The sequence below is a fragment of the Sandaracinobacteroides sayramensis genome (genome assembly GCF_022014495.1).
GTDB classification, from domain to species: domain Bacteria; phylum Pseudomonadota; class Alphaproteobacteria; order Sphingomonadales; family Sphingomonadaceae; genus Sandaracinobacteroides; species Sandaracinobacteroides sayramense.
The window spans coordinates 444,366-466,845 of record NZ_JAKLSQ010000001.1; the positions used below are offsets into that span (position 1 = coordinate 444,366).

At 69.6% G+C, this 22,480-nt stretch carries 28 protein-coding genes; 1 reads left to right on the plus strand and 27 read right to left on the minus strand.

The features are described 5' to 3' along the window. Nucleotides 1-10: 10 nt before the first annotated feature. From L6Q21_RS01995 to L6Q21_RS02090, 20 genes are all read right to left on the minus strand, one after another. Nucleotides 11-2,116, minus strand: a complete 2,106-nt coding sequence (locus tag L6Q21_RS01995; protein ID WP_237828786.1) for a phage tail protein — start codon at nucleotides 2,114-2,116, stop codon at nucleotides 11-13. Beyond that, nucleotides 2,117-2,548: a peptidoglycan endopeptidase gene (locus L6Q21_RS02000; RefSeq protein ID WP_237828787.1), complete on the minus strand. Its 432-nt coding sequence runs from the start codon at nucleotides 2,546-2,548 to the stop codon at nucleotides 2,117-2,119. A gap of 3 nt (nucleotides 2,549-2,551) precedes the next feature. Next, a complete protein-coding gene (locus tag L6Q21_RS02005; protein WP_237828788.1) occupies nucleotides 2,552-3,391 on the minus strand; it encodes a DUF2163 domain-containing protein in 840 nt (279 codons plus the stop codon). Then, nucleotides 3,388-5,727, minus strand: coding sequence for a DUF2460 domain-containing protein (locus tag L6Q21_RS02010; protein WP_237828789.1), 2,340 nt, complete (start codon nucleotides 5,725-5,727; stop codon nucleotides 3,388-3,390). Before L6Q21_RS02010 ends, L6Q21_RS02005 begins: the two co-directional genes overlap by 4 nt. Before the next feature lies 1 nt (nucleotide 5,728). Further along, nucleotides 5,729-6,268 carry a tail tape measure protein gene (locus tag L6Q21_RS02015; protein ID WP_237828790.1) on the minus strand — a complete coding sequence of 180 codons (540 nt, stop codon included), beginning with the start codon at nucleotides 6,266-6,268 and terminating at the stop codon, nucleotides 5,729-5,731. Beyond that, nucleotides 6,261-6,458 carry a phage tail assembly chaperone gene (locus L6Q21_RS02020; RefSeq protein ID WP_237828792.1) on the minus strand — a complete coding sequence of 66 codons (198 nt, stop codon included), beginning with the start codon at nucleotides 6,456-6,458 and terminating at the stop codon, nucleotides 6,261-6,263. The genes L6Q21_RS02015 and L6Q21_RS02020 overlap by 8 nt, the downstream gene beginning before the upstream one ends. Beyond that, complete coding sequence (locus L6Q21_RS02025; RefSeq protein WP_237828793.1) at nucleotides 6,458-6,757, minus strand: GTA-gp10 family protein; 300 nt, start codon at nucleotides 6,755-6,757, stop codon at nucleotides 6,458-6,460. Before L6Q21_RS02025 ends, L6Q21_RS02020 begins: the two co-directional genes overlap by 1 nt. After that, a complete protein-coding gene (locus tag L6Q21_RS02030) occupies nucleotides 6,754-7,161 on the minus strand; it encodes a phage tail tube protein (protein WP_237828794.1) in 408 nt (135 codons plus the stop codon). Before L6Q21_RS02030 ends, L6Q21_RS02025 begins: the two co-directional genes overlap by 4 nt. Continuing rightward, nucleotides 7,151-7,561 (minus strand): DUF3168 domain-containing protein, encoded by a 411-nt coding sequence (locus L6Q21_RS02035; RefSeq protein WP_237828795.1) that lies wholly within the window; start codon nucleotides 7,559-7,561, stop codon nucleotides 7,151-7,153. Before L6Q21_RS02035 ends, L6Q21_RS02030 begins: the two co-directional genes overlap by 11 nt. Before the next feature lies 1 nt (nucleotide 7,562). After that, on the minus strand, nucleotides 7,563-7,898 hold the full coding sequence (locus L6Q21_RS02040) for a phage head completion protein (protein ID WP_237828796.1): 336 nt from the start codon (nucleotides 7,896-7,898) through the stop codon (nucleotides 7,563-7,565). A gap of 9 nt (nucleotides 7,899-7,907) precedes the next feature. Continuing rightward, the gene (locus tag L6Q21_RS02045; protein WP_237828797.1) at nucleotides 7,908-8,420 is read right to left on the minus strand and encodes a head-tail connector protein; all 513 of its coding nucleotides are present in this window, start codon (nucleotides 8,418-8,420) and stop codon (nucleotides 7,908-7,910) included. Then, the gene (locus tag L6Q21_RS02050; RefSeq protein WP_237828798.1) at nucleotides 8,420-8,695 is read right to left on the minus strand and encodes a phage fiber-tail adaptor protein; all 276 of its coding nucleotides are present in this window, start codon (nucleotides 8,693-8,695) and stop codon (nucleotides 8,420-8,422) included. Before L6Q21_RS02050 ends, L6Q21_RS02045 begins: the two co-directional genes overlap by 1 nt. Nucleotides 8,696-8,708: 13 nt before the next feature. Further along, nucleotides 8,709-9,077, minus strand: coding sequence for a hypothetical protein (locus L6Q21_RS02055; RefSeq protein WP_237828800.1), 369 nt, complete (start codon nucleotides 9,075-9,077; stop codon nucleotides 8,709-8,711). Between the two features lie 30 nt (nucleotides 9,078-9,107). After that, nucleotides 9,108-11,672, minus strand: a complete 2,565-nt coding sequence (locus L6Q21_RS02060; protein WP_237828802.1) for a hypothetical protein — start codon at nucleotides 11,670-11,672, stop codon at nucleotides 9,108-9,110. A gap of 78 nt (nucleotides 11,673-11,750) precedes the next feature. Beyond that, nucleotides 11,751-12,908 (minus strand): phage major capsid protein, encoded by a 1,158-nt coding sequence (locus tag L6Q21_RS02065; protein ID WP_237828804.1) that lies wholly within the window; start codon nucleotides 12,906-12,908, stop codon nucleotides 11,751-11,753. 46 nt (nucleotides 12,909-12,954) lie between these two features. Continuing rightward, nucleotides 12,955-13,356, minus strand: a complete 402-nt coding sequence (locus L6Q21_RS02070; protein WP_237828805.1) for an HK97 family phage prohead protease — start codon at nucleotides 13,354-13,356, stop codon at nucleotides 12,955-12,957. After that, nucleotides 13,346-14,473, minus strand: a complete 1,128-nt coding sequence (locus L6Q21_RS02075; RefSeq protein ID WP_237828806.1) for a phage portal protein — start codon at nucleotides 14,471-14,473, stop codon at nucleotides 13,346-13,348. Before L6Q21_RS02075 ends, L6Q21_RS02070 begins: the two co-directional genes overlap by 11 nt. Continuing rightward, entirely contained in the window at nucleotides 14,470-14,688 is a 219-nt protein-coding gene (locus L6Q21_RS02080; protein ID WP_237828807.1) for a hypothetical protein, read from the minus strand. The genes L6Q21_RS02075 and L6Q21_RS02080 overlap by 4 nt, the downstream gene beginning before the upstream one ends. 12 nt (nucleotides 14,689-14,700) lie before the next feature. Beyond that, the gene (locus L6Q21_RS02085) at nucleotides 14,701-15,993 is read right to left on the minus strand and encodes a DNA-packaging protein (RefSeq protein ID WP_237828943.1); all 1,293 of its coding nucleotides are present in this window, start codon (nucleotides 15,991-15,993) and stop codon (nucleotides 14,701-14,703) included. Between the two features lie 101 nt (nucleotides 15,994-16,094). Then, nucleotides 16,095-16,538 carry a DUF6456 domain-containing protein gene (locus tag L6Q21_RS02090; protein ID WP_237828944.1) on the minus strand — a complete coding sequence of 148 codons (444 nt, stop codon included), beginning with the start codon at nucleotides 16,536-16,538 and terminating at the stop codon, nucleotides 16,095-16,097. A gap of 164 nt (nucleotides 16,539-16,702) precedes the next feature. On the opposite strand from L6Q21_RS02090, the gene L6Q21_RS02095 reads away from it, so the two are divergent. Then, complete coding sequence (locus tag L6Q21_RS02095; protein WP_237828808.1) at nucleotides 16,703-17,266, plus strand: helix-turn-helix domain-containing protein; 564 nt, start codon at nucleotides 16,703-16,705, stop codon at nucleotides 17,264-17,266. A gap of 70 nt (nucleotides 17,267-17,336) precedes the next feature. Here L6Q21_RS02095 and dcd read toward each other — a convergent pair whose 3' ends face one another. From dcd to cobA, 7 genes are all read right to left on the minus strand, one after another. Next, nucleotides 17,337-17,891, minus strand: a complete 555-nt coding sequence (gene dcd, locus L6Q21_RS02100) for a dCTP deaminase (protein ID WP_237828809.1) — start codon at nucleotides 17,889-17,891, stop codon at nucleotides 17,337-17,339. Between the two features lie 165 nt (nucleotides 17,892-18,056). Continuing rightward, on the minus strand, nucleotides 18,057-18,536 hold the full coding sequence (locus L6Q21_RS02105) for a UPF0262 family protein (protein WP_237828810.1): 480 nt from the start codon (nucleotides 18,534-18,536) through the stop codon (nucleotides 18,057-18,059). A 51-nt stretch (nucleotides 18,537-18,587) separates the two neighbouring features. After that, nucleotides 18,588-19,334, minus strand: a complete 747-nt coding sequence (locus tag L6Q21_RS02110) for a phosphoadenylyl-sulfate reductase (protein ID WP_237828811.1) — start codon at nucleotides 19,332-19,334, stop codon at nucleotides 18,588-18,590. Then, nucleotides 19,331-19,726 carry a DUF934 domain-containing protein gene (locus tag L6Q21_RS02115; protein WP_237828812.1) on the minus strand — a complete coding sequence of 132 codons (396 nt, stop codon included), beginning with the start codon at nucleotides 19,724-19,726 and terminating at the stop codon, nucleotides 19,331-19,333. Before L6Q21_RS02115 ends, L6Q21_RS02110 begins: the two co-directional genes overlap by 4 nt. Continuing rightward, on the minus strand, nucleotides 19,719-21,347 hold the full coding sequence (locus L6Q21_RS02120; RefSeq protein ID WP_237828813.1) for a nitrite/sulfite reductase: 1,629 nt from the start codon (nucleotides 21,345-21,347) through the stop codon (nucleotides 19,719-19,721). Before L6Q21_RS02120 ends, L6Q21_RS02115 begins: the two co-directional genes overlap by 8 nt. Beyond that, nucleotides 21,347-21,640, minus strand: a complete 294-nt coding sequence (locus L6Q21_RS02125) for a DUF2849 domain-containing protein (protein ID WP_255696648.1) — start codon at nucleotides 21,638-21,640, stop codon at nucleotides 21,347-21,349. Before L6Q21_RS02125 ends, L6Q21_RS02120 begins: the two co-directional genes overlap by 1 nt. Continuing rightward, entirely contained in the window at nucleotides 21,634-22,413 is a 780-nt protein-coding gene (cobA, locus tag L6Q21_RS02130; RefSeq protein WP_237828814.1) for a uroporphyrinogen-III C-methyltransferase, read from the minus strand. The genes L6Q21_RS02125 and cobA overlap by 7 nt, the downstream gene beginning before the upstream one ends. Between the last annotated feature and the right edge of the window lie 67 nt (nucleotides 22,414-22,480).

A 22,480-nucleotide genomic window follows, 5' to 3' on the forward strand; every position in this document is an offset into this window, starting at 1 on the left:
CCCCCCTCTCTCAAACCACCAGCGGCCGGCTCATCCGCAGATCCGGCGGGCCATCGCCCAACACCTCCACGACCATGGTTCCCGCCTGCAGCATTGCCCCGAACGCCGCTGCCTGCTGATCCGGGCCAAGATACAGTCGCTGCTCCCGAACCAGAATCACCAGCGAGCGCCCGTCCTGCGACAAAATGTGGCAGCGCCAACCTGCATGCGCCCCTTCAGCAGCATCCCAGTGCCAGTTCGCAGCCGACCGGGGCGCCCAGTTGCAGGTCAAACCGCCGTCCGGCTCGCGCCGCACCGTCACATGCACGGGTGCGATCGGCGAAGCCGCCAGCCCTTCCACCGTCAATCCGGCTTCCGTCCCGCCGACGGGATCACCCGCGCCCGATGCCAGAACAAGCAGACTACGCCCTGCCATATCCCCCTGCGTGCCCACCGGCAGAATCCGATCGACCTCCACCAGCCGCACGATCTCTCCCACCTCCAGCCGACGACTTCGGAAACCGGTGCCGAACCGCCCCCGCAACAGCCCGGACAGCCGCACCCTGTTCGCGGCCACGACGACCGCCTCGCAATATTGGATAAGCTCCTCGCCAACGCGCAGCAGATTGGCGCCGGCCAGAACCTCCGCCCGGCTTCGGCTCTCGAAGATGCGCGCACCCTCCTCCACCTCCAGCAGAAGCGAGTTGCGCCAGTCCCAGATGGCCTCCTGGCCCGCTTCCAGCGGCGCAGCCAGCCATCCGCGCGGCGAGGCCTCGCGCACCTCGCCGATCAGGCTCTCGCCTCCGGCGGACAGCAGGCTCGCCCGGGCCCCGCGCCAGCCGGCCCCGCCACCCATCCACACCCAGGCGGCCGATGCGCCAGCCCGCAGCGGAACGGGCACCTCGAACAAATGCACGTCGGTAGATCCGGCCGGCACCACGGGCGCCGGCAAAACCCGCCCCGGATCACTCACACCCACACGCGAAGGCGCGCCGGACTCCGCCCGTTCCGCTTCACAGAACAGCCGCAGGCCCCGCACCTCGCGTTCCAGGATTCGCCAGGCTCCAAGCCCCTCGATCCGCACATGATCCCCAACCCCGATCCCCAGCCACCGCCACGACAAGCCGAACCGCAGCCGATCGGCCCCCACCTCGGATTGCCGCAGAAAGCGCGCCGCCAGAGAAAGCGCCATGCCGGCCGTCGCACAGACGGGCGCCTCGCTCTCCAGTTCCCGTCCGCGCCGCGCCCGCGCCACACGCTGACGCCCCGGCTGATAGTCACGGTCCGAATCCAGATAGGTCAGCGCCATCGCAGACGGGCGATCGCCCCGCGCGAGATTCACGGCCCCTTCATCGCTCGCCAGCAAATCCTCCAGCCGCAGGTCGAAACCGGGCGGACTGGCTCGAAAGCGCGCCCCGCCTTCGACATAGCCGACGGACAAATCGCCAATCCGTCCAATCCGGGCAGCCTCCTCCAGGCCCCCTTCGAACGCCGCATACCCCAGCGCGGCGGGATCGACTTCATCCGCCTCCACGGTGATCCCGGCCTGTCCGGCCAGATCATCCAGCCACTGCGCCGGCCCCGCCGCATCGGCAAATATCTCGAAACTGAGATTGGGAATGCGGTTGCCGAAAGGCGCCAGCGCAAAATCCTCGAACAGCACATAAGCCAGGCCAGGATAGGCGAGAGCATTTTCGGCTCCCTCCGCCGCCACGATCAGCGGATCGGCCACCTGGTCGAGACCGCCCGCATGAACGCGCATTTGCGTCCGCGCCTCGAAACGCCCGCTCGAATCGCGGATTTCCCGCCCGTCCGCCCAGATTCGCCCCACCCGCTGAATCGGCCCGGAGGAAAGCGCGATCGCGAAGCTCGCCCCCGAATCCCGCCGGCCGCTGCCTTTGCCGGCCGCCCCCTTGATCGGCAGCGCCCAGATCAGCTGCCCCGCCGCCCGTGTCCGCCCATAAAGCCGCGGCAATATTTCGCCATAAGCCGAACGCTGCACGAACAGCTCCGCCGTTCCCCGCCGCCGGGCACCGAAGAGAAGGGAATCGACACTGCCCCCCACGGCAGCCCCGACGGCAGCCCCCAGAGGTCCGCCTACTGCCTGGCCAATGGTCGAAAACAGAACCGATGCCATTCACCCTCGTCCTTTCACCGCACCCGCCCCGATGCACCACGCCGAATCCCAGACGCCCCCGCCTCCCCAGGGGCGCTCCACCACCCGCCGCAGTTGGGCATTGGCCTCGACAAAGCCTTCCGCTGTCCGAACCGCCAGATGCGCCTGCCGCGTGGCAGGAAAGCTCAGAAGCAGATCCCCCGGGGAAGCCTCCTCCACCTCCAGCCGCGCAAAGCCGGCCGCGCAAAGCCAGCCATGCACCTGCTCGACCGAATGCCCGCGCATCGGCAGGCGCGGCATGTCCACCCGGCAGCCCCCGGCAGCCAGGGCACGAAGCGCCAGGCCCAGGCAGTCCAGCCCCTCCTCGCCCCGCCCCTGGGGCCGAAACGCCCCGCCCAATTCCGCGCGAGCAGCCGCCACGATGCGCGCGGCACGCGCCTCTTCGACCGTCACGCCTCAACCATCGCCATAACGAAGCAAGGCGTCATTCCCCGGCACATGCGGCTCGCCATCGAACGCCAGCGCATTGCCGAAGCGACGGCCACAGGTCTCGAAACGCTTGTCGCAACCTTCCCACAACCAGATCGCCCCCGCCCGCTCCGGCAAATCGGGCAGTGTCTCCTCCAGCCAGATCGTCCGGCCCTCCACGGCAGCTACCCGCCGGTCCACCCCCGCCAAACCCCCGGAAACCCAGCGCATCAGCCCCCAGGCGTAACGCTCGGGCGCCTCGGGGGCAGCGGCCAGTTCCAGCCGATCGCCTTCCCAGGCCAGCACATCCAGCTCCACCCGCCGCCCGGCCATATCCACCCCGCAGCGGCCATCCCCCAGCTCCGCGCGGCACAGCGGCGAAAGCCGCAACGGCTCCAGCGCTTCCAGTTCCGCCAGATCGGAAAGCAGTTCCGCCCGGAACCCGCCCCCGGCCCCCAGGCCAAAGCGGGAAACCCGTCCCATGCGGCCCCGCATCAGCCCCAGAGTGCCCGCTTGCGGAAAACGCCAGTCGCAAGCGAACAGCTCCACCCGCGCCTCCGCCCAGCGCCCGCTTTCCAGATCGAGTTCGGTGAGGCCCGCAGAGCTCAGAAACCCCTCCGCCTCCATGCTGTCGGCAGCCAGGTCCACCGAATGGGTCACCGCCGAAGGCGTCATCCCCGGCCGCGCCCGATAGCGCACGCCCCCCAGCAGCAGATCGCGATCGTGGCTCGCAAAGCCCAGAACCAGCCCGTCGCCACGGGTCAGCTTCCAGCACAGGGCAAGCGTCGTCACCTCGCCCTGCAACGCCCGCTCGGCGAAATCGCTCATTCCCGCACCTCCACCAGAGGCACGGAAGGCACCTCGCCCGACCGCACGCCCGACAGGGAGACATCCAGCCGATCGGCGGCAAACCGCACCGGCACATCGAAACGAAACCCGGCCCGCACCGCCGCTCCGGCGGCCGGAGGCACTTCGAACAGCAGCACGCCGCCGGGCTGCAAGGCCCAGCCCTGCGTCCGTTCGACGCCGCCCACGGAAACCCGAACGCTCGCGCCCACCGGACGGGTGATGCGCCGCACCTCCGCATCCTCCGGCTCGCCATAGCGCTTCACCAACTGGAACCGCATGGACGTCCCGTCGCCCACACCCAGCAACTGGTCGGTGGCCGCCACCTCCGCGCCGAAGGCGCCGCTCACCCAGTCCAACGGATCGCGGAACCGAAAGGCGAAGGCTTGCCCCCGCCGCGCCCGGAAAAAGCGCACAAGCTCCGCCAGATCCGCCTCGGACCGCACTCCTAGCCCGGCGTCATAGCGCAGCCGCGCCTCCGCCCACAGCAGGTTGCGCTGCTCATGGCCCGAGACCAGCTCCGCCACCTGCGTCGCAAACTCCGGCCCGCCGACCGCGTCGAACCCGAGCGAGAGCGGAAACCGCACATCGTGAAACCCATTCACTTCCGCTTCCTCCCCGCTTCCAGCGTCCGCCGTCCAGACGAAGCCGTCCCGCGCCACCTGCGGCCAGGCCCAGAGGAACACCTCCGGCACCCCCCGGCGCTGCGCCTCTGCCGCCGCCTCGCCGATGCGCGGCCACGCCACGCCGGCATCCGCCGCGTCCAGCACGAATCCCGAAAAATACTGCTGCCGCTGCAACGGGTAACCCAGAGCCTCGCCCACGGCCGCCCGCCCCCGCGCCTGCCCCCATTCGTCGCCGGCCACGACGAAATCATAATCTTCCAGCTGCAGCACATCCCATGCGGGAAAGGCCCAGCCCACCGGCATGTTCGCCCGCTTCAGATCGGGCTTCGCCTCGTCCAGCACCTGCGGCGCGTAGAACAGCAGATAGGAGGTAAAGGCCGCCTCCCCCGCCGCCGAGCGCGCAGCCTCCCGCACGCCCACACAAGCCTCGGCAAGCCGCGCCCCCAGCCAGTCCAGCCAGGCCCGCTCCGCCGCGCTGCGCCCGCCCGCCACATCCGCCATCGCCGGCGGCGCTGCCGCCTTTTCCGCCGTCCAGCGCGCCACCGTCGCCGCATCGTAGAAGCAGGGGGCGCCCGAAGGCCCCACCCACCACCAGGGTTCCCCCACCTGAAAGCGCACATGCCCGCCTTCGGCAGCGGCCATGGAGGCGAAAGCCCCAGCAATTCCGCGCAACCAGTCCATCGCGCCCGCATGGCAAGGCGAAAGCAAGGTCGAAGGCGGCGCCCAGCCCGTCAGCGCCCGGCCGCCACTCACATCCCGCTGCGCCCAGCCAGCCGGCGCATGTTCATCGAACAATTCGAAGCTCAGGGACAGGATGGCGCCCATCCCGGCACCCGCCAGCGCCCGCAGGAAAGCCCGGTGCCAGACCGTCGCCGAAGCGCAAAGCCCCCCCGAAACCTCGAACCGCCCGCCGCCCACCGGCGCCAGCGCCGGGAAATGGCTCATCCCCACATAATGGGTCACCAGTTCGCGATACCCCAGCGCCCGCCACTGCTCCACCAGACGCTCGGGCGCCTGGTTATAGCTGTCGTCATAACCAGAGCAGATCCGCATCCGATGCTCGGGCAGAAAGGCGTCGCCCCGCCGCAAGGTCGAATTGGGCCCGGTCGCCTGCAGGTTCCGCAACTCCACCCAGGTGGAAAGCGGCAGCGCCAGCGGCGTAGAACTTCCATCGAAATCCGCCGGCACCAGCGAAAGAAACAGCCGGTCGATGTCGCGTGGGTAAACCAGCTCCCCATCCATCCCGAATCCCGAACGCAGCCGGTCGAAATCCAGCGTCACCCGCGCCGCCATCGGCCCGCCGACCGCATGGTTCCAAAGCCGCACATACCAGAGCCGCGCCACCCCTTGCGCGTCGCGCCCTTCCACCGTCAGCACCGCGCCGTTCACCGCATCCAGCGGCATCATCCCCGCGCCCGCCACCCAGTCGAAGGCCAGCACCGTCCCGCGATAATCCCGCCGGGTCTCATAGGCCAGCAACGGGTGGGACCAGCGATCCGCGCTCTCCCAGATCAGCCCGGCCAGATCGCCCCGGGTCTGAAAGTCCAGGTCCAGCCGCAAGGTGCCGGCCCCCGGCGCCGTCAGCGTCGCCATCATCGGCCGTGGAAAATCCACCGTCCAGAGCTCCGGGCGGAACCGCTTCACCCAGCCACGCCGCAACTGGTCGGCGGCGGTCGCAAGATAATGCCCCATCTCAGCGCCCCGCCCGTTCCAGCGCCCGGCGCACGCCCAGCGCCACCTGCCGCCCGGTCTGTGCCATGAAGGCGCTCCCCGCCTCGCGCGGCGCGGCCACATGCACGCTCACATTCACCGGCCCGCGCGCCGGCGCCCCCGTCTCCACCCGGCCGCTCGCGGTCGGCACGAACAGCTCCGGCCCGCGCTCGCCCACCACATAGGCCTGCCCCGGCGAAACCGGTCCCCCGGTCGCCCGCCCGGCCAGCCCCAGCAACCCGACACCCGCGCCAGACAAGGCGGAGCCAAGCCCGCCCTGCATCTGCAAGGCGGCGCCGGCGATTTCGCCCAGCGCCCGCCCGGCGACCCGCGCCAGATCCTCAAACTCCAGCCGGCCGGACCGCGCCGCCCGCCGCAAGGCCTGCTCGATCCCGCGTCCGGCGGCCTCGGCGCCCTCCGTCAGCGCGCCGGTCAACGTCCCGCGCATCTCCAGAACGTCACGGGCAAAAGCCTCCTTGTCCGCCCGCACCGAAAGGGCGAGCGCCTCCAGATCCTCATCCATCGCCCAGGCTTTCCCTCAGTTTCGCCAGTTCGCGCCGCCCCAGCGCCGCGCCGGCCGCCGCCCCGAACCGGCCCTCCAGAGCCAGTTGCAACTCCGCCGGCGTCGCCGCCCAGAAGCGCTCGGGCGGCCACCCCAGCCCCCCGGTCGCCACCCCCGCGGCCGAGCGCGCCAGCGCCCGGAAATCCCCCATCAAACGCGCCCGAAGATCGCGGCCAGCAACGCCCGATACGGCCCCAGCAAGCCGGAAGGCCCGGCCTCCAGCAACGCCGCCTCGAAATCCGCCCGCGCCCCCGCCTGCCCCCCGCAATGCCAGAACAAGGCCCCGATGTCGGCCAGCCGCACATCGCCCGCCGCCGCCCGGTCCAGCATCCGGAACAGGCTGCCGCCCTCGGCTTCCGCCGCCACCAGCGCCGAGAAACTCGGCCGCAACGTCAGCGACAGTCCGGGCAGCTTCAACGCCACCTCGCCCCGCAAGGGATTGGCGCTCACAGGCTCACCACCGGGCCGGAGCTTTCCAGCGCCAGCGTGTAGGTCCGCTCGCCATTGAAATCGCCGCTGTAGTCCAGCCGCGCCACCTGGAAGCTGCCGCGCAGCCGCTCGCCGCCCTCGAAACTCACCTCGAACCGATCCAGCGCCCCGGTCAACGCGCGCGCCTTCAAGGCCAGTTCGGCGTCGGATCCAGTGAACACCCCGGCCCCGGAAATCGAAACCGAGCGCACCCCGCCGGCCGGCAAAAGGTCGCGCCACCCGTCCGAGCCCTTGTTCGTCACCACCACCTGCCCGGTGGCGATGCTCATCTGCGTCGTCCTCAGGCCCGCCACGGTCCGAAACTGCTCGGGCGCGCCGCCGTCGCTCATCTTCAGCAGAAAGGCTGCCCCGCTCTCAACCGCCATCTTGATCCTCCCTTACCGAAAGCGCGCGGAATTCCGCGATCCCCTGCGTCCAGTTGCGCCCCGTCCGCCGCACGGTCGCGCGCAACAGCCGCACCCCCGTCAGCCGCACGCCGGCGAAATGGCGCGGCATGGCCAGCACCACCCGCTCCACATCCGCCAGCGCCTCCTTCGCGGGGGCGAACCCCTCGCGCACGTCCCACAGGCTCACGGAAAAGCGGTGCTCATGCCCGCCGCCGCCCTGCCAGCCCCGCGCCGAGACCATATCCGCGCCGACCGAAAGATAGGGCGCCCGCGCCTCGGCCGGCGGCCCGTCGTAGATCTTCAGCCCCCGCGCCCGGATGGCGCCATCCGCCACCAGCGCGGACACCAGCGCCCGCTGCAATTCCAGGCTCGCCCGCACGTCACTCCTCCCCCCGATCCTCGGCCCATATCGTCAGCCAGCCGGGGCTGGCCGGATCGGCCTCGATCCCGGTCAGCGTCAGCGAAGCCCCGCGCCACAGCGCCCGCATCTCCAGCGTCGGCCGCAAGCCGTCCCGGATCGTCAGCCGCCAGCGCCGCGCCGAATGGCGGGTGTCGGCCGCCGCCGGCAACGGATCGGCCCGCGCCAGCAACTCCACCCGCGCCCAGCGCTCGAAACGATACGCCCAGGCCCCCGGCAAATTCCCGGCCCGCGCCCGCGCCTCATCCCGGCCCTCGAAGCGCACCCGCTCCGAAAGCCTGCCCGCCCGCTCGCCCATGAATTCCCCCTACCGAAGCCGCCGGGCCCGCTGCGCCCGCAACAACTGGCGCACCGCCAGCGGCATGGCAGGAGCCTCCGGGGAATCCCGATGCCCATGGAAATGCGCCGCCAGCCGCACGACGGCCTGCCGCAGCATTTCCGGCAGCCTGTTCCAGCCATCGGCCATCCCCGCGCGATAACGCGCAGCAAGCAACACCCCGTCCGCCACAGCGGAAACCCGCAGCCGCGCCGCACCATCCAGCGCATATCGGCCGACCGGCAACACCCCCGTCCCCATCTCGCGCAGCTCCAGAACCAGCCGCACCGGCCCATGCGTCAGCCGCAGCAAACCGCCACAGACCCGCCCTTCCTCCACCACCTCGCGCTCAAGCAGGAACTGCCCCAGCTCCACTTCCGCCGTCTCGGTAGCCGCCCGCAGCCAGCCGGCCAGCAGCGCATCCTCCAGGCTGTCCTCGATCCGCAGATACGCCTTCAGCTCGGCGAGCGCCGCGGCCGGCGCCGCCCGTTCCACTTCCAGCATCAGCGCGCCTCCACCCTCAGGATCAGGCTGCGCTCATCGCGCGTCCCGTCGGAAAACCGCACATGGTTCCGCACTGCATACAGATGCCCCGCCACACCGCCGCCCAGCCGCACCCCGGCCTCCGCGCCATCGACAAGGGCGGACGCGACAACGACGCCCCCATCCTCCACCGGCTCCACCCGCCATTCGCTTTCCACTATGCCGGCCCCGCCTTCCAGCGCCGCCGCCCAGTCCACGCGATACTCCAGCACCGCCTGCGGATCCTTCAGAAACATAGCCCGTCCCCCTTCAGAGCGGCGCCCCGATCTCGACGGACCAGCCGTCGAAATTCACCTCGCCGCCCGGTTCCAGCACCTGCTCCGGGCAGGTCGTCACATAGAGAAGCCGCCCGGCCGTCCTGTCGATCAGCGCCACATGGTTCGCCGCCCCGGCCGCCGCCACCGGCACCGCGGCCTTGGCGGCGATCGCGATCCGCCGGCCTGAGGCATTGCCCGGCCCGATCGCGAAGTCAGCCTCCCCCAGCACCGTCTCCGCCAGCCGCCCGGCCATCGCCTCCGCATAGTCCGCCGGCCGCGCCGGCACCGCCAGCATGTGCGTTGCCGCCGCGATTGCCCGGAGCGCGCCATCCAGCACCTCCGGGGCCACCCATTTCCCCATCCCAGAACTCCCCATGCCAAAGCGAATATCTCAGTCGCGAACGATCCGCGCCGTCCGCCCTTCCCCGTCCACCCGCAGCATCCGGCCGGCGGGCAAGGGCCAGCCCGCGCCACGCGCCGTCAGCCAGGCCGTCGTGTCCGAAACGCCGTGCGCCGCCGCTTGCGGCCGCAACCCGACCCGAAGGGAAAGCCGTGCCGCTTCACCCTGATGCGCAAGCGCGGCGCTTGCGGGCAGCAGTTGCGCCGGCGGCAAAGGCACGGCCTCCAGCGCCCCGGCGGTGAAAATCCCGCGCCGGGGCAGATTGTCGATATCGACCGCCGTCGAAGCCGCCCGCCCGCGCCCGCGCGCCGGCGAACCGGCATCCGGGCGGTAATCCCCATTTCCCGGCCCCACCGGTGCCCGCGGCCCACGGTCCGACATGTCCGACACGAAACGCAGGAACGCATTGCTTCCATATCCGGCGTAGCTGGTGTCCACCGCTGCCCCGAGGCCGAACCAGGCGAACTGGAAATTGCTCGACTCCGTAACATTGCTGTTCGCATGCACATTGCCCGCAAAGCCGACGCCGTAGAGATACTCCCACTCGGCGGTCAGACTGCCGTCGCGGTTGAAGATATCCCCCTTCTTCGCATGCCGGCCGAACAGGTTGTTGCGCAGGGAGTTGCCGATATGCGCCAGGTCGGTATAGGGCGCGCCCAGCGCGCCCCCATTGTAGCAGCCGTTCCAGCCGTTGCCCTGCAGCGTATTGCCTTCGATCACGCTGTCCTGCAGTTGTTCCGGGCTGCTTTCGCCCATGCTCCATATCCGGGTGGACGATACCCCGCGGGACCGTTCGCACAGGCAGTTGACCATGGCGAAGCGAAGATGGTTCACGGGATCGCCGGTCACGCCCGCGCCGCTGTCGCGCGATCCCTGGACGTTCACGAAACGCCCCGCCCAGTCCATTGCCCGGCAGCCCCACAGCATCGCATCGCTGTTGGTCAGGGTCGAAAGCCCCCAGGTGGCGAAAGCCGGCGCCGAACCCGTGTCGCGCGTCGGGAAGAGCGGGTCGGCGCATTTCGACGAACTGATATGCACCACCGCCGAAGCCGAACGGCTGTGCTCGCAATTGCGCATCAGCAGGAAGCGAAGGCTGGAACCTTCCGGGCCGACCCCGTAGCGCCACCAGCGCATCCGCGTGGCGGACATGCGCGCATAACCCGTCGGCGAGGAGGCACTCACCGGAGGGGTGGTGCTCGCCTCGAAGCCCGGCTTGCCCCGCAGTTCCACATTCTCAAAGTGCCAGAGCGCCCCACCCAGAGAGGCTTCCCCGGCCTCCACGGTCAGATTCCGCAACCAGAAACGCCCCGCCCGTTTCGTCGGCGAGGTGCCGCCGGAGCGCCAGATGCAGTTAGCCCTCGGGTCGCTGTCCGAAGGATCCCCCTCGATCCGTATCCGGCCCTCGTTGCAGGCCAGCCCGGAGGTCACCGCCGTCTCGCCCCAGCCGTGCACGCCCGGCGCCAGAGTCACCGTCGTCCAGTCCGCGGCCCGCTGCGTATCGGCCGCCCAGCCATTGCGTTCAGGCAGGGCGTAGTTCCTCAGATAAAGGGCCTGGAACGCCGTCGAGATATCCGCCGCCCGTCGCCCGGCCTTCGCCTCCGCCAACGAGCCGCCAACGGTCACCGCCGCCGCATCGGTCGATCCGCTCGCCGCATCCACATAGACATGGCCGTTCGGATAGAGCGTGCCGTCGGGATCGTAACAGACCATCAGCGGCGAAGCCCAGGCCGTAGGCAACCCATCGGTCGCATCGGTGGAATGCCCCGCCCCGGTCGAGCGCGAAGCCCCGATCCAGGGAAACTCCTCGCGGTGCAGCGTCACCGGCCCGGGGCTCAGCCCGGAAAGGTCGATCTCGCCCCCCCAGCACAGCAGATTGTCGCCATGCTGCGCAGACACGCGGTCCCGCGCAAACCAAAATTCCTTCGCCAGCACCCCGTCCGTCGCGGTGATCTTCATCGCCGCCAGCGCCTGATGCAAGGATGTCCCAAAATGCCGGGGATGGTGCGCCGCCACGATCACATCCACGTCCATCCGCGTGGTGCCGCGCACCAGCGCGAACGAAGGCTGCGCCCAGCGCGAAATGGCCACCGGCAATGCCCGCGTCGAGCCATTCGCCACCGCCCCGACCAGCGCCTCGCCGCCGCCCGGCTTCCAGCCGGCCGCGAACCGCGCGCCCGTCACCACGTCGCCGGCATAGACCCGCCCGGAAAGCGCCAGCCGAAGCGTCCGCGTGCCATCGCCATGATCGGTTTCGTCCAACTGCGTCTGGTTCGGCCAGGGCCGCCGCAACGCCTTCACCGCCACCAGAAGCTCGGAATCCCCCACGGACGGAACGGCCCGTCCGCCCTCGCGGGCAAAGCCCTGCCGCACCACGCTAAGCCGCACCCGCGCCGCGCCATCGGGGTCCAGCGCGAACTGCTCCACGCCGTTCAGCAGGAACCGTCCCTCGACGCGATCGTCGCCGCCGTGGCTCCAGGCGCCCGCCGTCGCGGCCCAGTCGCCGCGCACGGCCAACACCCACCCATTGGCCTCGACCGCCGCAGACAGGATTCCCATCGGCCCAAACCCCTCGTCCGAAAAAAGGGGGGGGCGAAGCCGCCCTCCCAGTCACCCTCGCCGCCCGAAAAGCCCGGCTCAGGTCGCCGAGAAGCGCATCAGCTTCAGCGCCTCGCTGTTCACCAGCGCCCCGCCCACGCGGCGGGTGGCGTAGAAATGCACGAAAGGCTTGTTCGAATAGGGGTCGCGCAGCACGGCGGTCTCCCCGCGCTCGGCGATCACATAGGCCGAGCGGAACTGCCCGAATCCGATCGACAGGCTGTTGGCGCCGATGTCGGGCATCGCGTCCACCTCCACCACCGGATAGCCGAGCAGGGTCGAGGCCTCGCCCTCCTGCAAACCGTTCCGCCAGATGAAGTCGCCGGTCGTGTCCTTGAACTTGCGGATCACCGAAATGGTGTTCGAGTTCATCACCCACACAGCGCCCTGGCGATAGGGCGAGCGCAGCGCATGCACCAGGTCCACCAGCCTGTCCGCCGGATTGGCCGCCGCAAAGCCCCCCGCGGCGCCAGAGGCAACGAACTGCACCGTCCCGAACGGCCGCGTCGCGTCGCCGGTCGCCGCCACCGGATAGGTCAGGAAGCCCTTGGGCTGCCCGGCGCCGGTGCCGGAAACAAAGGCCACACCCTCGGCGCGGGCGAACTCGGTGGCGATCTCGTTCGCCAGCCAGCCCTCCACGTCGAACTGGGCATCGTCCAGCATCGGCTGCGTCGCCGCCGGATTGGCGTAGATCTCGCCCATCGGCGGCGCCACCTCGCTGAAGGCCGGAGTCGCCGTCTCCGGCCGCGCGCCGGCTTCCGCCACCCAGCCAGAGGCGACACCGCCCACCGCCACCAGCTTGCGGTAATTGGCGCTGCCCACCTTCACCACATCGGCGATGGCGCGAATGGGCGAGATCGTCTTCAGCGTCGCCTCGATGCGCTGGTCGATCTCCAGCGGCACCGCCAGCCCTCCTTCGCCGGCCACGCCGACGGAAAGCCGCTTCGCCTCGAAGCCCGCCTCGATCCCCTTGCGCAGATAGCCGTCACCGAAACTGCTCCCGGCAAAACTCCGCCCGGCCGGCGCCGCACGCGGCGGCACGCTCGCCATCTTGCGCGAGAATTGCTCCAGTTCCTGCTTCACTTCCGCCCGCAGGCTCTCGCGGATTTCCGCGCCCAGCATTTCCAGACCGGCGCGCACGTCAGCCGGCGTCTCCTCCGCGGTCACCACCGCGTCGGCCTTGGTTTCATATGCCATTTTTCACTTTCTCCCAGCTGGCCTATCCGGCCGCCCAACCCGCGCGTCAGCCCACAGAAAGAACCCGCGCCTCCTCATGCATCGGCAAGGTCACCACCGAGCATTCGATCAATTCCAGCCGCAGCAATTCCCGCCCGCCGCCCGGCCGCCGCCGCGCCGACTTCACGCGATAGCCAAAGGACAGCCCATCGACGGCGCCGCTCCGCAGCAACGCCAGCGCATCCTCGCCATCCCGGCACCCGGGGCTGACGGCGGCCAGCATCTTCAGCCCATGCCCGTCTTCGGACAGGCCCAGCACCCGCCCGATCGGGCGCGAAGGGTCATGCTGCCACAGCAGCGGCACAGCGGCCGGCGCCCCCACGAACGCCCGGCGCCGCACCACATCGCCCTGCCGGTCGGGCACATCGAAACGGCTCACATAGCCGGTCAGCCGCACCTCAGAGCCCATCCCGGCCCCCCTTCCCGACAGGCGCCCAGCCCAGAATCTCGCGTTTCTCGTCGTCGCTCAGGAAGGTGGCGTCGCCCACATGCCGCCAGAGCCGCTCGCGGTCGGCCCAAAGCGCCGGCACCAGATCCAGGTCCGGCTCCAGCCTCAAGCCAGGCCACCATAGCCCCAGATGCCGCGAAAGCCCGTCCAATATCCGCCCCAGCATCGGCAGGATCGTCAGCCGCCACAGCGCCACATTGGCCTCGGCGTAATTGGCGTGCGTCGAATCGCCGGGCAGCCCCAGCAGCATCGGCGGCACGCCGAAGGCCAGCGCCACATCCCGCGCCGCCGCTTCCCGCGCCTTCTGGAAATCCATTTCCGCCGGTGTCAGCGAAAGCGCCTGCCACTTCAGCCCGCCCTCCAGCAGCATCGGCCGCCCGGCGTTGGAGGCGCCCTGGAACCCCGCCTCGATCTCGGCCGCCAGCCGCTCGAACTGCTCGGGCGAAAGCACCCCATCCTCGCTGTCCAGCACCAGCGCCCCCGAAGGCCGGGCGGCGTTGGCGATCAGCGAGCGGTTCCACCGCCCGGCCGCCTGCAACAGCGCCACCGGCTCACTCGCCGCCTCCAGCGCCCCAAGCCCCAGATGGTCGTCCAGCGGATTCACCGCCTTCAGATGCAAAACCCCCGGTTCCAGGGCATCGCCCTCCGCCGGCAACCGCTGCACCCGCCCGCCCAACTGATAGGCCCAGCTTTGCGGCCGTCCATCGGCATCCGTCTCCAGCCGCATCCGCTCCGGCCGCAGCAGCCAAAGCTCACCCGGCCGCCCGCCCAGATCCAGCCCCACCTGCACATGGGCATTGCCGGCCAGCAGCAGGTTGGTGGCGATCCCTTCCAGCAAGGCCGGAGTCACCAGCGCCAGAGACGGATGCCCCGGCTCGTTCGCTTCCAGAGTCACGCTCGCCAGCCCCTCGGCCACCAGCCGCACGGCCCGCAACGCCACCGGATTGCGAAGCGCCGCGCGCACCTGCCCCTCATAGGAGGCCGGAACCTCGGCCCCGCCGGCCGCCACCGCCCACGGCCGCACGGCGTGCAGAGACTTCCGCCCGGCGCCGCCAAGCCAGCGCCGCGCCCAGTTCAAGACTCGTCTCCGCCGCGCCCGGCCTCACCCGTCGCCACCAGCCCGCCGCCGACGATCAGCGAAATCGCCTGCACCAGCCCCTGCGCCTGCATCGGGTCGGAGCCAAGCACCACCGCGATGGTCGCCAACCCCACCCAGGTCGAAGGCTCCCGCACGCGCGTCTTCAGCCAGGCCGCGAAGGCGATCAGCCCCGGCCCGTTGCAATCCTTCTGCATCCCGCTCTCCCGTCAGTGCCCCAGCACACGCACCCCCGGGCCGGCCTTGCGCCCGCCCAGCATCAAATCCGTCAGCGCCCACACCAGCGCGTCGGCGCGATCGGGCGAGCTCCCGGGCCCGACATAGCCGCCGCCCAGCATCAGGCCGCACATCTCGTCTTCCAGCTCCGCGAACATCCCCACATGCCGCACCCGCCCGGCCGCATAGAGCGCCGAAACCGGCTCCGCCCGGGCCGACTTCCCCCGGCTCGCCTTCACCTGCTTCACCGGCAGCGCCAGATCGACGGCCCGCAGGGTCGCCTCCACCATGTCGCCGCCATTGTTCGTCTCCACCACCACCCGGTCGGCCTCGAACCGCGCCCGGGCAGAGGCCACCGCCCGCGCCCAGGTCTCCGGCGGCGCCGCCGAAAGGCTCGCATCCGCCAGCACATAGGCGACACCCGCCGCATCCAGCCCGGCCACCACGATCCCGCAGCCCCCCGGCCCGGCCGGCGGGTCCACCCCCACCACCACGCGCCGCAGTTCCGGCGCTTCGGCCACCCGGCAGCTATCCAGCCCGTCCCGGCTCCACAGCGCCCCTTCGCGATCCTCCAGCAGCTCGCCCAGCAGTTCCTGCCGCCCCAGCGCGGTCCCGGCATAAGCGGCATGCACATCGGCCAGAAAGGCCGGCGGCAGATTGGCGCGGTTGTCGAAGGTAGACCCCCGCGTCACCGCCACCCCATCCCCCGCCTGCAACTGCCGCAGAAAGGCGAGCGGCCGGGGCGTGGTGGTCACCACCGCCCTCGGCCGCTCGCCCAGCCGCAGCCCCATTCTCAAGTTCGCCCAAACCTCGGCCGGTTTCGGCCAGGCGGCGATCTCGTCGCACCACGCGAAATGGAACTGCGGCCCCCTCAGCGAATCCGGCTCCACCGCCGAAACCAGAGAGGCCATCGCCCCGTTCGGCCAACGCACTTCCCGCCGCGTCGCCCGCCACTCCGGCCTCATCCCGTCCGGTGCCACCACCAGAAGCCCGGATTCGCCCTCCAGCATCACCGCCAGCGCGTCATGCGCCGTCGGTCCCACCAGCGCGAAACGGGCACCCGGGTGCAACGCCGCCTGCGCCGTCACCCACTCGGCCCCCGTCCGCGTCTTTCCAAACCCCCGCCCGGCCAGAATCAGCCAGACGGCCCAGTCGCCTTCAGGCGGCAGTTGCGAAGGCCGCGCCAGCCAGCGCCAGTCCCGCGCCACCCCCGCCCGCCGTTCCGGCGCGATGCCTTCCAATATGCGCGCCCGCTCCGCATGGGGCAGCCGCACCAGCCGCTCCATCAACGAAAGCTCCCGCCCCACCCGGCCTCCCGATAACCATCATTGTCCTCAAGAGCGGACGACCCCGGCCGAACCCGCAATTCTCGAGCATGCCGATTCCATTATTCCATAGCGTCACGATTGTCAATATGAAAAATACCATATTGGTTTTCATAGTGCGCCACGAGCCGATCCAGCGCCAACCCCAGCACCAGCTTCCCGGCCCGTGTCGGCCAGCCCAGCCCCTTCTCGGCCTCGGCCAGCCCCTCGCCTTCGCAGGCCACCCGCCACAAGATATCGGAAAGCCCGGCGCCCGCGGCCGCCATCGCCGAATCGAATCGCCGCTTCGCGTCGATCGCCCCCAGCGCCTGCCCCTGCGCACCCGCCCCGCCGCGCTCGCGCCCACCGGCCGGCGCCACATCCCAGCGCATCGTCACCCGCGCGGAAAGCCCGGCGCGCGCATGATCGCCGCGCAACCGCTCGCCCGCGGCCACCTGCCGGGGCGTCAGCATTCCCCGCCGCGCCAGCCAGCCCAAAGGCGATTCGGCAAGGTTCACCGCCACCATCTGCCGGTCCACCGCATCCGAAGGCGCCAGAATCTGGCGGACGATCTCACGATTCGGATAGTCTTCAGCTTCAATCACATGGCCTCTCCTTCTTCAGACTCGACAAGAAGAGGCCTTTGCCATAATGGTAACCCTGTAGGACATCGAGTAACCGGAGCATAAGAATGACAAGTCGCCTCCGCGAAATTCGGAAAGCCAGAGGATTGACGCTCGCGGACGTAGCCGCCCGCTGCGAACCGCCCACCACCGCCGTCACCATCGGCCGGCTGGAAACCGGCACCCGCCAGCTCACCGTCCCCTGGATCGAACGCCTCTCCCGCGCGCTGGACGTGGAGCCGCGCGAACTCATCGCCCAGGAAGGCGATTCGCGCGTCCCCGTCGCCGCCCAGCTCACGGCGGAGGGCGCGCAATCGCTCAGCACACCGCTGGCGCTGCACCCTCCCGCCCCGGCGCCCGGCGCCATCGGCCTGGTGATCCGCGACTCGCAAGGGGACTACCGCGCCGGCGACCAGCTCTGGCTGGAGCAGCTTCCACCGCCCCGCTTCGCGGAAGCCGTCAATACCGACATTCTGGTTCCGCGCAGCGTCGGCCGCTTCACCTTCGGCCGCCTGGTCGCCAGCGAGGGCAGCAAGCTGCACATCCTCCCTTCGCGCCCCGGCAGCCGCCAGACGGTGGTGGCGGACGCCCCCTGGATAGCCCGCCTCAGCCAGCTGATCCGCAACTTCTAGGCCAAAAAGACCCCGCCCCCTTCAGGGGAGGGGTCCAGGTGGGGCCGCCCCCACGAACACCGCTGCCAAATCACAATCGCGGCAAGGTAACCCCGCGCTGCCCCATATATTTCCCCGCCCGGTCGGCGTAGCTCACCTCGCAAACGCTGTCCCCCTTCAGGAACAGGAACTGGCAGGCGCCTTCATGGGCATAGATCCTGGCCGGCAGCGGCGTGGTGTTGGAAAATTCCAGCGTCACATGCCCCTCCCATTCCGGCTCCAGCGGGGTCACATTCACGATAATCCCGCAACGCGCATAGGTGCTCTTGCCCAGGCAGATCACCAGCACATCGCGCGGCACGCGGAAATATTCCACCGTCCGAGCCAAGGCGAAGCTGTTCGGCGGGATCACGCACACATCGGTCTTGCGGTCGACGAAGCTCGCGTCCGAAAACGCCTTCGGATCGACGACCGCGCTATCCACATTGGTAAATATCTTGAACTCGTCCGACACCCGAGCGTCATAACCATAGCTGGAAAGCCCGTAGGAGATGCAGCCATCCCGTTTCTGCGCCTCCACGAAGGGCTCGATCATCCCGTCGCGCAACGCCCGTTCGCGAATCCAGCTATCCGGCATAACGCCCATATTTTTCCTTTCGTTCGCATCCGCGAACGCTCCGCGCACAAGCGCGGGCGCGCAGTCGCGCTTGCGGCGCTTCGCGCCGGAGTTCAAGCCTTTCGTTCGCATCCGCGAACGCTCCGCGCACAAGCGCGGGCGCGCAGTCGCGCTTGCGGCGCTTCGCGCCGGAGTTCACTGCCGGATGTGAAGAACGCAGATCAGCGTGAACAGCCGCCGTGCCGTGTCGAAGTCCATCTCGACCCGCCCGTCAAGCCGCTCCATCAGCAGTTCCGCCGCGCCATTGTGAATCCCCCGCCGCGCCATGTCGATCGTCTCGATGGCGCTCGGCGAAGCGTTGCGGATCGCCTTGTAATAGCTGTCGCAGATCGCGAAATATTCCCGCACCACCCGGCGAAAGGGCGCCAGCCCCAGCAGGATCGTGCCTCCGGCGCTTCCGCCCTCCTGCGTCAGGTCGATCGCCAGCCGGCCGTCCTCCACGCGCAGCACCAGCCGCCAGGGGCCGCCGCCTTCCACCTCCAGCGGCCGGAACATATTGCCTTCCAGCAGGTCGAAGATCGCGACCCGCCGTTCCTGTTCCACATCGGCGTTGCGCCAGATGACCGTCCGCTCATCCAGTTCCACCGCGACAATTCTGGGATCCAAATCCGCCATCGGCGAGACCCTAAAGCCCGGCCGCCCTTTGGCAAGCCTCGGCGCCAACGATCAGAAAACCGGCTCGCCCCCATCGGCGCTTCCAACCTTGTGAATCCCGCATTCGGATTTGTCCCATCCGCGCCAGCGCCCGGCGCGCGGGTCTTCCCCCGGCTGCACCCGGCTGGTGCAAGGCGAACAGCCGATGGAGGGATAGCCGTCCGCCACCAGCGGATGCGGCGGCAGCTTGTGCGCCACGGCATAATCCCGAAGCCGCGCCGACGACCAGTCGTGCAGCGGGTTCAGCTTAAGCTGCCGCTCCTGCCCCTCGAACAGTTGCAATTGCGCCCGCTCCCGGTTCTGATGGCTCTTGCGCCCCGAAACCCAAAGATCGAACCCCGCCAGCGCCCGGTCCAGCGGCTCCACCTTGCGCACTTCGCAGCACCCGTCCGGGTCATAGCTCCAGCGCAACCGCTTCGGGTCCTTCGCCTCCAGCACACCCCGGTCGGGCCGCAGCCAGCGCACATCCTTCAGCCCCAGCCAGGCGGACAAATCCTCGGCATAGCGAAGCGTCTCGGGAAACAGCCAGCCGGTCTCGACGAACAGCACCGGCACATCCTTGCGGATTCCGGCCGCCACATGCAGCAACGCCGCCGAATCCGCCCCGAACGAGGAAACCAGCGCCACCTCGCCAAAAGCCGGGTCGGTCAGCACATCGGCCAACGCCAGATCGCCCCGCCCTTCATAACGGGCGTTCAGATCCGCCGCATCCGCCGGCCGCCAGGGCGCCTCGTTTCGCGCCAGTTGCGCCGTGCTCACGCGGCGCCATCCCTGTGCCGAAGCGCCCAGGCCGGCGCCCGGCCGTCGGCCGCCTTCTGATAGACGAACTCATAGCGCGCCAGCGCCCGCGCCGCCACTTCCCGGTCTATGGCCCGCTCCGGCGCCAGAGAGGAAAAGCCAGCCCGCTTCAGGAACACAAGCTGGTCCACCGTCAGGTCGCCGACCGCCCTGATATCCCCCTCGAACCCCGCCTCGCGCAGGATGCGGGCGGAAGAATAGCCGCGCCCGTCCCGCCACTTCGGGAAGGCGATGGCAACCACCCGATGGTTGCCGAGCCCGCCATGCGCCCGCACATCCTCCTCCGGCCCCAGCACCAGTTCGGGCTCGGCCGAAAGCTCGGCCCGCTCGTCGATCGCGAACAGCTCAGCCATAGACCGCCTCCTTGAACGGCTTGGCCCCCACGCGCCGATAGGTGTCCAGGAACCGCTCGCCGTCCAGCCGTTCCGTCAGATAGGCATCCGTCACCTTGCCGACCGCCGCCACCACCCCGTCCTCGTCGAAGCCAGGCCCCAATATCTGCGCCAGGCTCGCATCCTCGGCACCGGAACCGCCCAGCAAAAGCTGGTAATTCTCCACGCCCTTGCGGTCCACGCCCAGCACCCCGATGTGTCCGGCGTGGTGATGTCCGCAGGCGTTGATGCAGCCGGAAATCTTGATCTTCAGCTCGCCCAGCTCCGCCTCCTGCGGCGCCAGCAGTTCGGCGATCTTCTGCGCCAGCGGGATGGAACGCGCATTGGCCAGCGCGCAATAATCCAGCCCCGGGCAGGCGATGATATCGCTCGCCAGATCGAGGTTGGCGCTCGCCAGCCCGGCCCCGCGCAGCGCCTCCCAGACGGCCCTCAGGTCCAGCAGCCGCACATGCGGCAACACCAGATTCTGCGCATGCGTCACCCGGATCTCGTCGAACGAGAACCGCTCCGCCAGATCGGCCACCAGCTCCATCTGCTCGGCGGAAGCGTCGCCCGGAATCCCCCCGGCCGGCTTCAGCGAGATGTTTACGATGGCATAGCCCGGCGCCTTGTGTGGATGCGTCTGCCGCTCCACCCAGCGCGCGAAATCCGGCTCCGAAAGCTCGATGGTCTCCGCCAGCCCGGCCTCGAACGGCGGCGGCGCGAAAAAGCCGCGAATCCGCTCCACCTCGGCGGCCGGCGCGTCCACGCCCAGCGTCTTCACCAACGCGAATTCGGCCTCCACCTGCCGCGCGAACTCGTCGGCGCCCAGCTCATGCACCAGGATCTTGATGCGCGCCTTGTAGATATTGTCCCGCCGGCCATAGCGGTTGTAAACGCGCAGCGCCGCCTCGCAGTAACTCAGATAATCGGCCACGCCCACGAAGTCGCGGATCACCGGCGCCACGATCGGCGTCCGCCCCATGCCGCCGCCCACAAACACGCGAAAGCCCAGTTCCCCCGCCTCGTCGCGCCGAAGCTGCAAGCCGATGTCGTGCAGCTGCACGGCGGCCCGGTCCTGCTCGCTCGCCACCACGGCGATCTTGAACTTGCGCGGCAGATAGCTGAACTCGGGGTGGAATGTGGACCATTGCCGCAGCAGCTCCGCCCAGGGCCGGGGGTCGTCCACCTCGTCGGCGGCGGCGCCGGCATATTGGTCGCTGGAAATGTTGCGGATGCAGTTACCGCTGGTCTGGATGGCGTGCATCTCCACCGTCGCCAGCTCGGCCAGAATGTCGGGCGCCTCCTCCAGCCGAATCCAGTTGTATTGCAGGTTCTGCCGGGTGGTGAAATGCCCATAGCCCCGGTCGAACCGCCGGGCGATGTCGCCCAGCTTGCGCATCTGCCGCCCGTTCAGCGTGCCATAGGGAATGGCGACGCGCAGCATATAGGCGTGCAGCTGCAGATAAAGCCCGTTCTTCAGCCGCAGGGGCTTGAAATGGTCCTCGTCCAGCTCGCCCGAAAGCCGCCGCTTCACCTGATCGCGAAACTCGTCGACACGCGCGTCGACAATCGCCTGATCGATCTCATCGTAGAGGTACATCAGCGCCAGTCCTGTCCCGGAATTGCAAGATCGGCCCGCACCGTCGGGCCAAAGGCGCGAATCCGCTCGCGCGCCTTCACCGGCCGCCAGCGGCTTCCCGCCGCATCGGCCACTTCCTCGGCGTCGATCAGCGCCAGCTCGTTCACCCGCTCCAGCGGAGTCTCGCGCTCGATGATCGCCTGCGCCTCCTCGCCCACCGCTACGGCGTCCGAAATCCGCTTGCTCCAGCCGTCTCCCGTCCACCAGAGCACATCGCCGCGGGTCAGCTCATTGCCCGTCAGCAGCTTCACCATGCGCCCAACCCCTCCAGTTGCCGCATCGTCGCGCGGGCGATCACATCCTCGGCATTGGCAAGGCCGGCCACCCGGCCCACCACCAGCACCGCCGGGCTGCGCACGCCCTCGCGCGCCACCACCTCGCCCAGCTCCGCCAGCAAGGTGCGAATGGCCCGCGCGCCGGGCAAAGTGCCGCGCTCCAGCACGGCGACCGGCATGTCGGGCGAAACCCCGTCCGCCATCAGCTTGTCGGCGATCAGCCCAGCCGTCGTCACCCCCATGTAAACCACCAGCGTCCGCCCCGGCCCGGCCAGCCCGCGCCAGTCCTGTTCCTTCAGCCCCTGGCAGGTGCCGGCCACGAAGCTGACGGCGCTCGACAAGGCCCGATGCGTCAAAGGCAGCCCAGCCTCCGCCGCGCAGCCCAGCGCCGCCGACACCCCCGGCACCACCTCGCAGGGGATGCCGGCCGCCCGCGCCGCTTCCAGCTCCTCGCCGCCGCGCCCGAACACGAAGGGGTCGCCGCCCTTCAGCCGCACCACCTTCAGCCCGGCCAGCACCTTGCGCACCAGCAGGGCGTTGATCTCCGGCTGCGGCAGGCTGTGCCGGTCGCGCCTTTTCGCCACGCTGATGGTCTCGGCGCCCGCGCGCGCCATCTCCAGCACGCCCGGCCCGATCAGCCCGTCATGCACCAGCACATCGGCGTCGGCGATCAACCGCGCCGCCTTCAGCGTCAGCAGATCGGAGTCACCCGGCCCGGCGCCCACCAGCCACAATTTGCCCATCTCGCTCATCCCGGCCAGATGCGCTTCCCCGCCCTTCCCGGCCAGAAGCGAAATCTTGCCACCGGCAAACCGTCGC

Coding starts and splice junctions, on each gene's coding strand:
- L6Q21_RS02065 (WP_237828804.1), bottom strand. CDS start 12,908: ATGGCATATGAAACCAAGGCCGACGCGGTGGTGACCGCGGAGGAGACG.
- L6Q21_RS02010 (WP_237828789.1), bottom strand. CDS start 5,727: ATGGGGCATTATCTTGCGACCGCCGCCGACCAGTTGCGGCGTGGCTGG.
- L6Q21_RS02120 (WP_237828813.1), bottom strand. CDS start 21,347: ATGTACCTCTACGATGAGATCGATCAGGCGATTGTCGACGCGCGTGTC.
- L6Q21_RS02085 (WP_237828943.1), bottom strand. CDS start 15,993: ATGGAGCGGCTGGTGCGGCTGCCCCATGCGGAGCGGGCGCGCATATTG.
- L6Q21_RS02005 (WP_237828788.1), bottom strand. CDS start 3,391: ATGAGCGATTTCGCCGAGCGGGCGTTGCAGGGCGAGGTGACGACGCTT.
- L6Q21_RS02080 (WP_237828807.1), bottom strand. CDS start 14,688: ATGCAGAAGGATTGCAACGGGCCGGGGCTGATCGCCTTCGCGGCCTGG.
- L6Q21_RS02020 (WP_237828792.1), bottom strand. CDS start 6,458: ATGGGGGATTTCCGGGCGCTGGCGCGCTCGGCCGCGGGGGTGGCGACC.
- L6Q21_RS02055 (WP_237828800.1), bottom strand. CDS start 9,077: ATGGGGAAATGGGTGGCCCCGGAGGTGCTGGATGGCGCGCTCCGGGCA.
- L6Q21_RS02060 (WP_237828802.1), bottom strand. CDS start 11,672: ATGGGAATCCTGTCTGCGGCGGTCGAGGCCAATGGGTGGGTGTTGGCC.
- L6Q21_RS02040 (WP_237828796.1), bottom strand. CDS start 7,898: ATGGGCGAGCGGGCGGGCAGGCTTTCGGAGCGGGTGCGCTTCGAGGGC.
- cobA (WP_237828814.1), bottom strand. CDS start 22,413: ATGAGCGAGATGGGCAAATTGTGGCTGGTGGGCGCCGGGCCGGGTGAC.
- L6Q21_RS02015 (WP_237828790.1), bottom strand. CDS start 6,268: ATGGATGAGGATCTGGAGGCGCTCGCCCTTTCGGTGCGGGCGGACAAG.
- L6Q21_RS02050 (WP_237828798.1), bottom strand. CDS start 8,695: ATGTTTCTGAAGGATCCGCAGGCGGTGCTGGAGTATCGCGTGGACTGG.
- L6Q21_RS02030 (WP_237828794.1), bottom strand. CDS start 7,161: ATGGCGGTTGAGAGCGGGGCAGCCTTTCTGCTGAAGATGAGCGACGGC.
- L6Q21_RS02095 (WP_237828808.1), top strand. CDS start 16,703: ATGACAAGTCGCCTCCGCGAAATTCGGAAAGCCAGAGGATTGACGCTC.
- L6Q21_RS02105 (WP_237828810.1), bottom strand. CDS start 18,536: ATGGCGGATTTGGATCCCAGAATTGTCGCGGTGGAACTGGATGAGCGG.
- L6Q21_RS02090 (WP_237828944.1), bottom strand. CDS start 16,538: ATGGTGGCGGTGAACCTTGCCGAATCGCCTTTGGGCTGGCTGGCGCGG.
- L6Q21_RS02070 (WP_237828805.1), bottom strand. CDS start 13,356: ATGGGCTCTGAGGTGCGGCTGACCGGCTATGTGAGCCGTTTCGATGTG.
- L6Q21_RS02045 (WP_237828797.1), bottom strand. CDS start 8,420: ATGCTGGAAGTGGAACGGGCGGCGCCGGCCGCGGCGCTCGCCGAGCTG.
- dcd (WP_237828809.1), bottom strand. CDS start 17,891: ATGGGCGTTATGCCGGATAGCTGGATTCGCGAACGGGCGTTGCGCGAC.
- L6Q21_RS02115 (WP_237828812.1), bottom strand. CDS start 19,726: ATGGCTGAGCTGTTCGCGATCGACGAGCGGGCCGAGCTTTCGGCCGAG.
- L6Q21_RS02125 (WP_255696648.1), bottom strand. CDS start 21,640: ATGGTGAAGCTGCTGACGGGCAATGAGCTGACCCGCGGCGATGTGCTC.
- L6Q21_RS01995 (WP_237828786.1), bottom strand. CDS start 2,116: ATGGCATCGGTTCTGTTTTCGACCATTGGCCAGGCAGTAGGCGGACCT.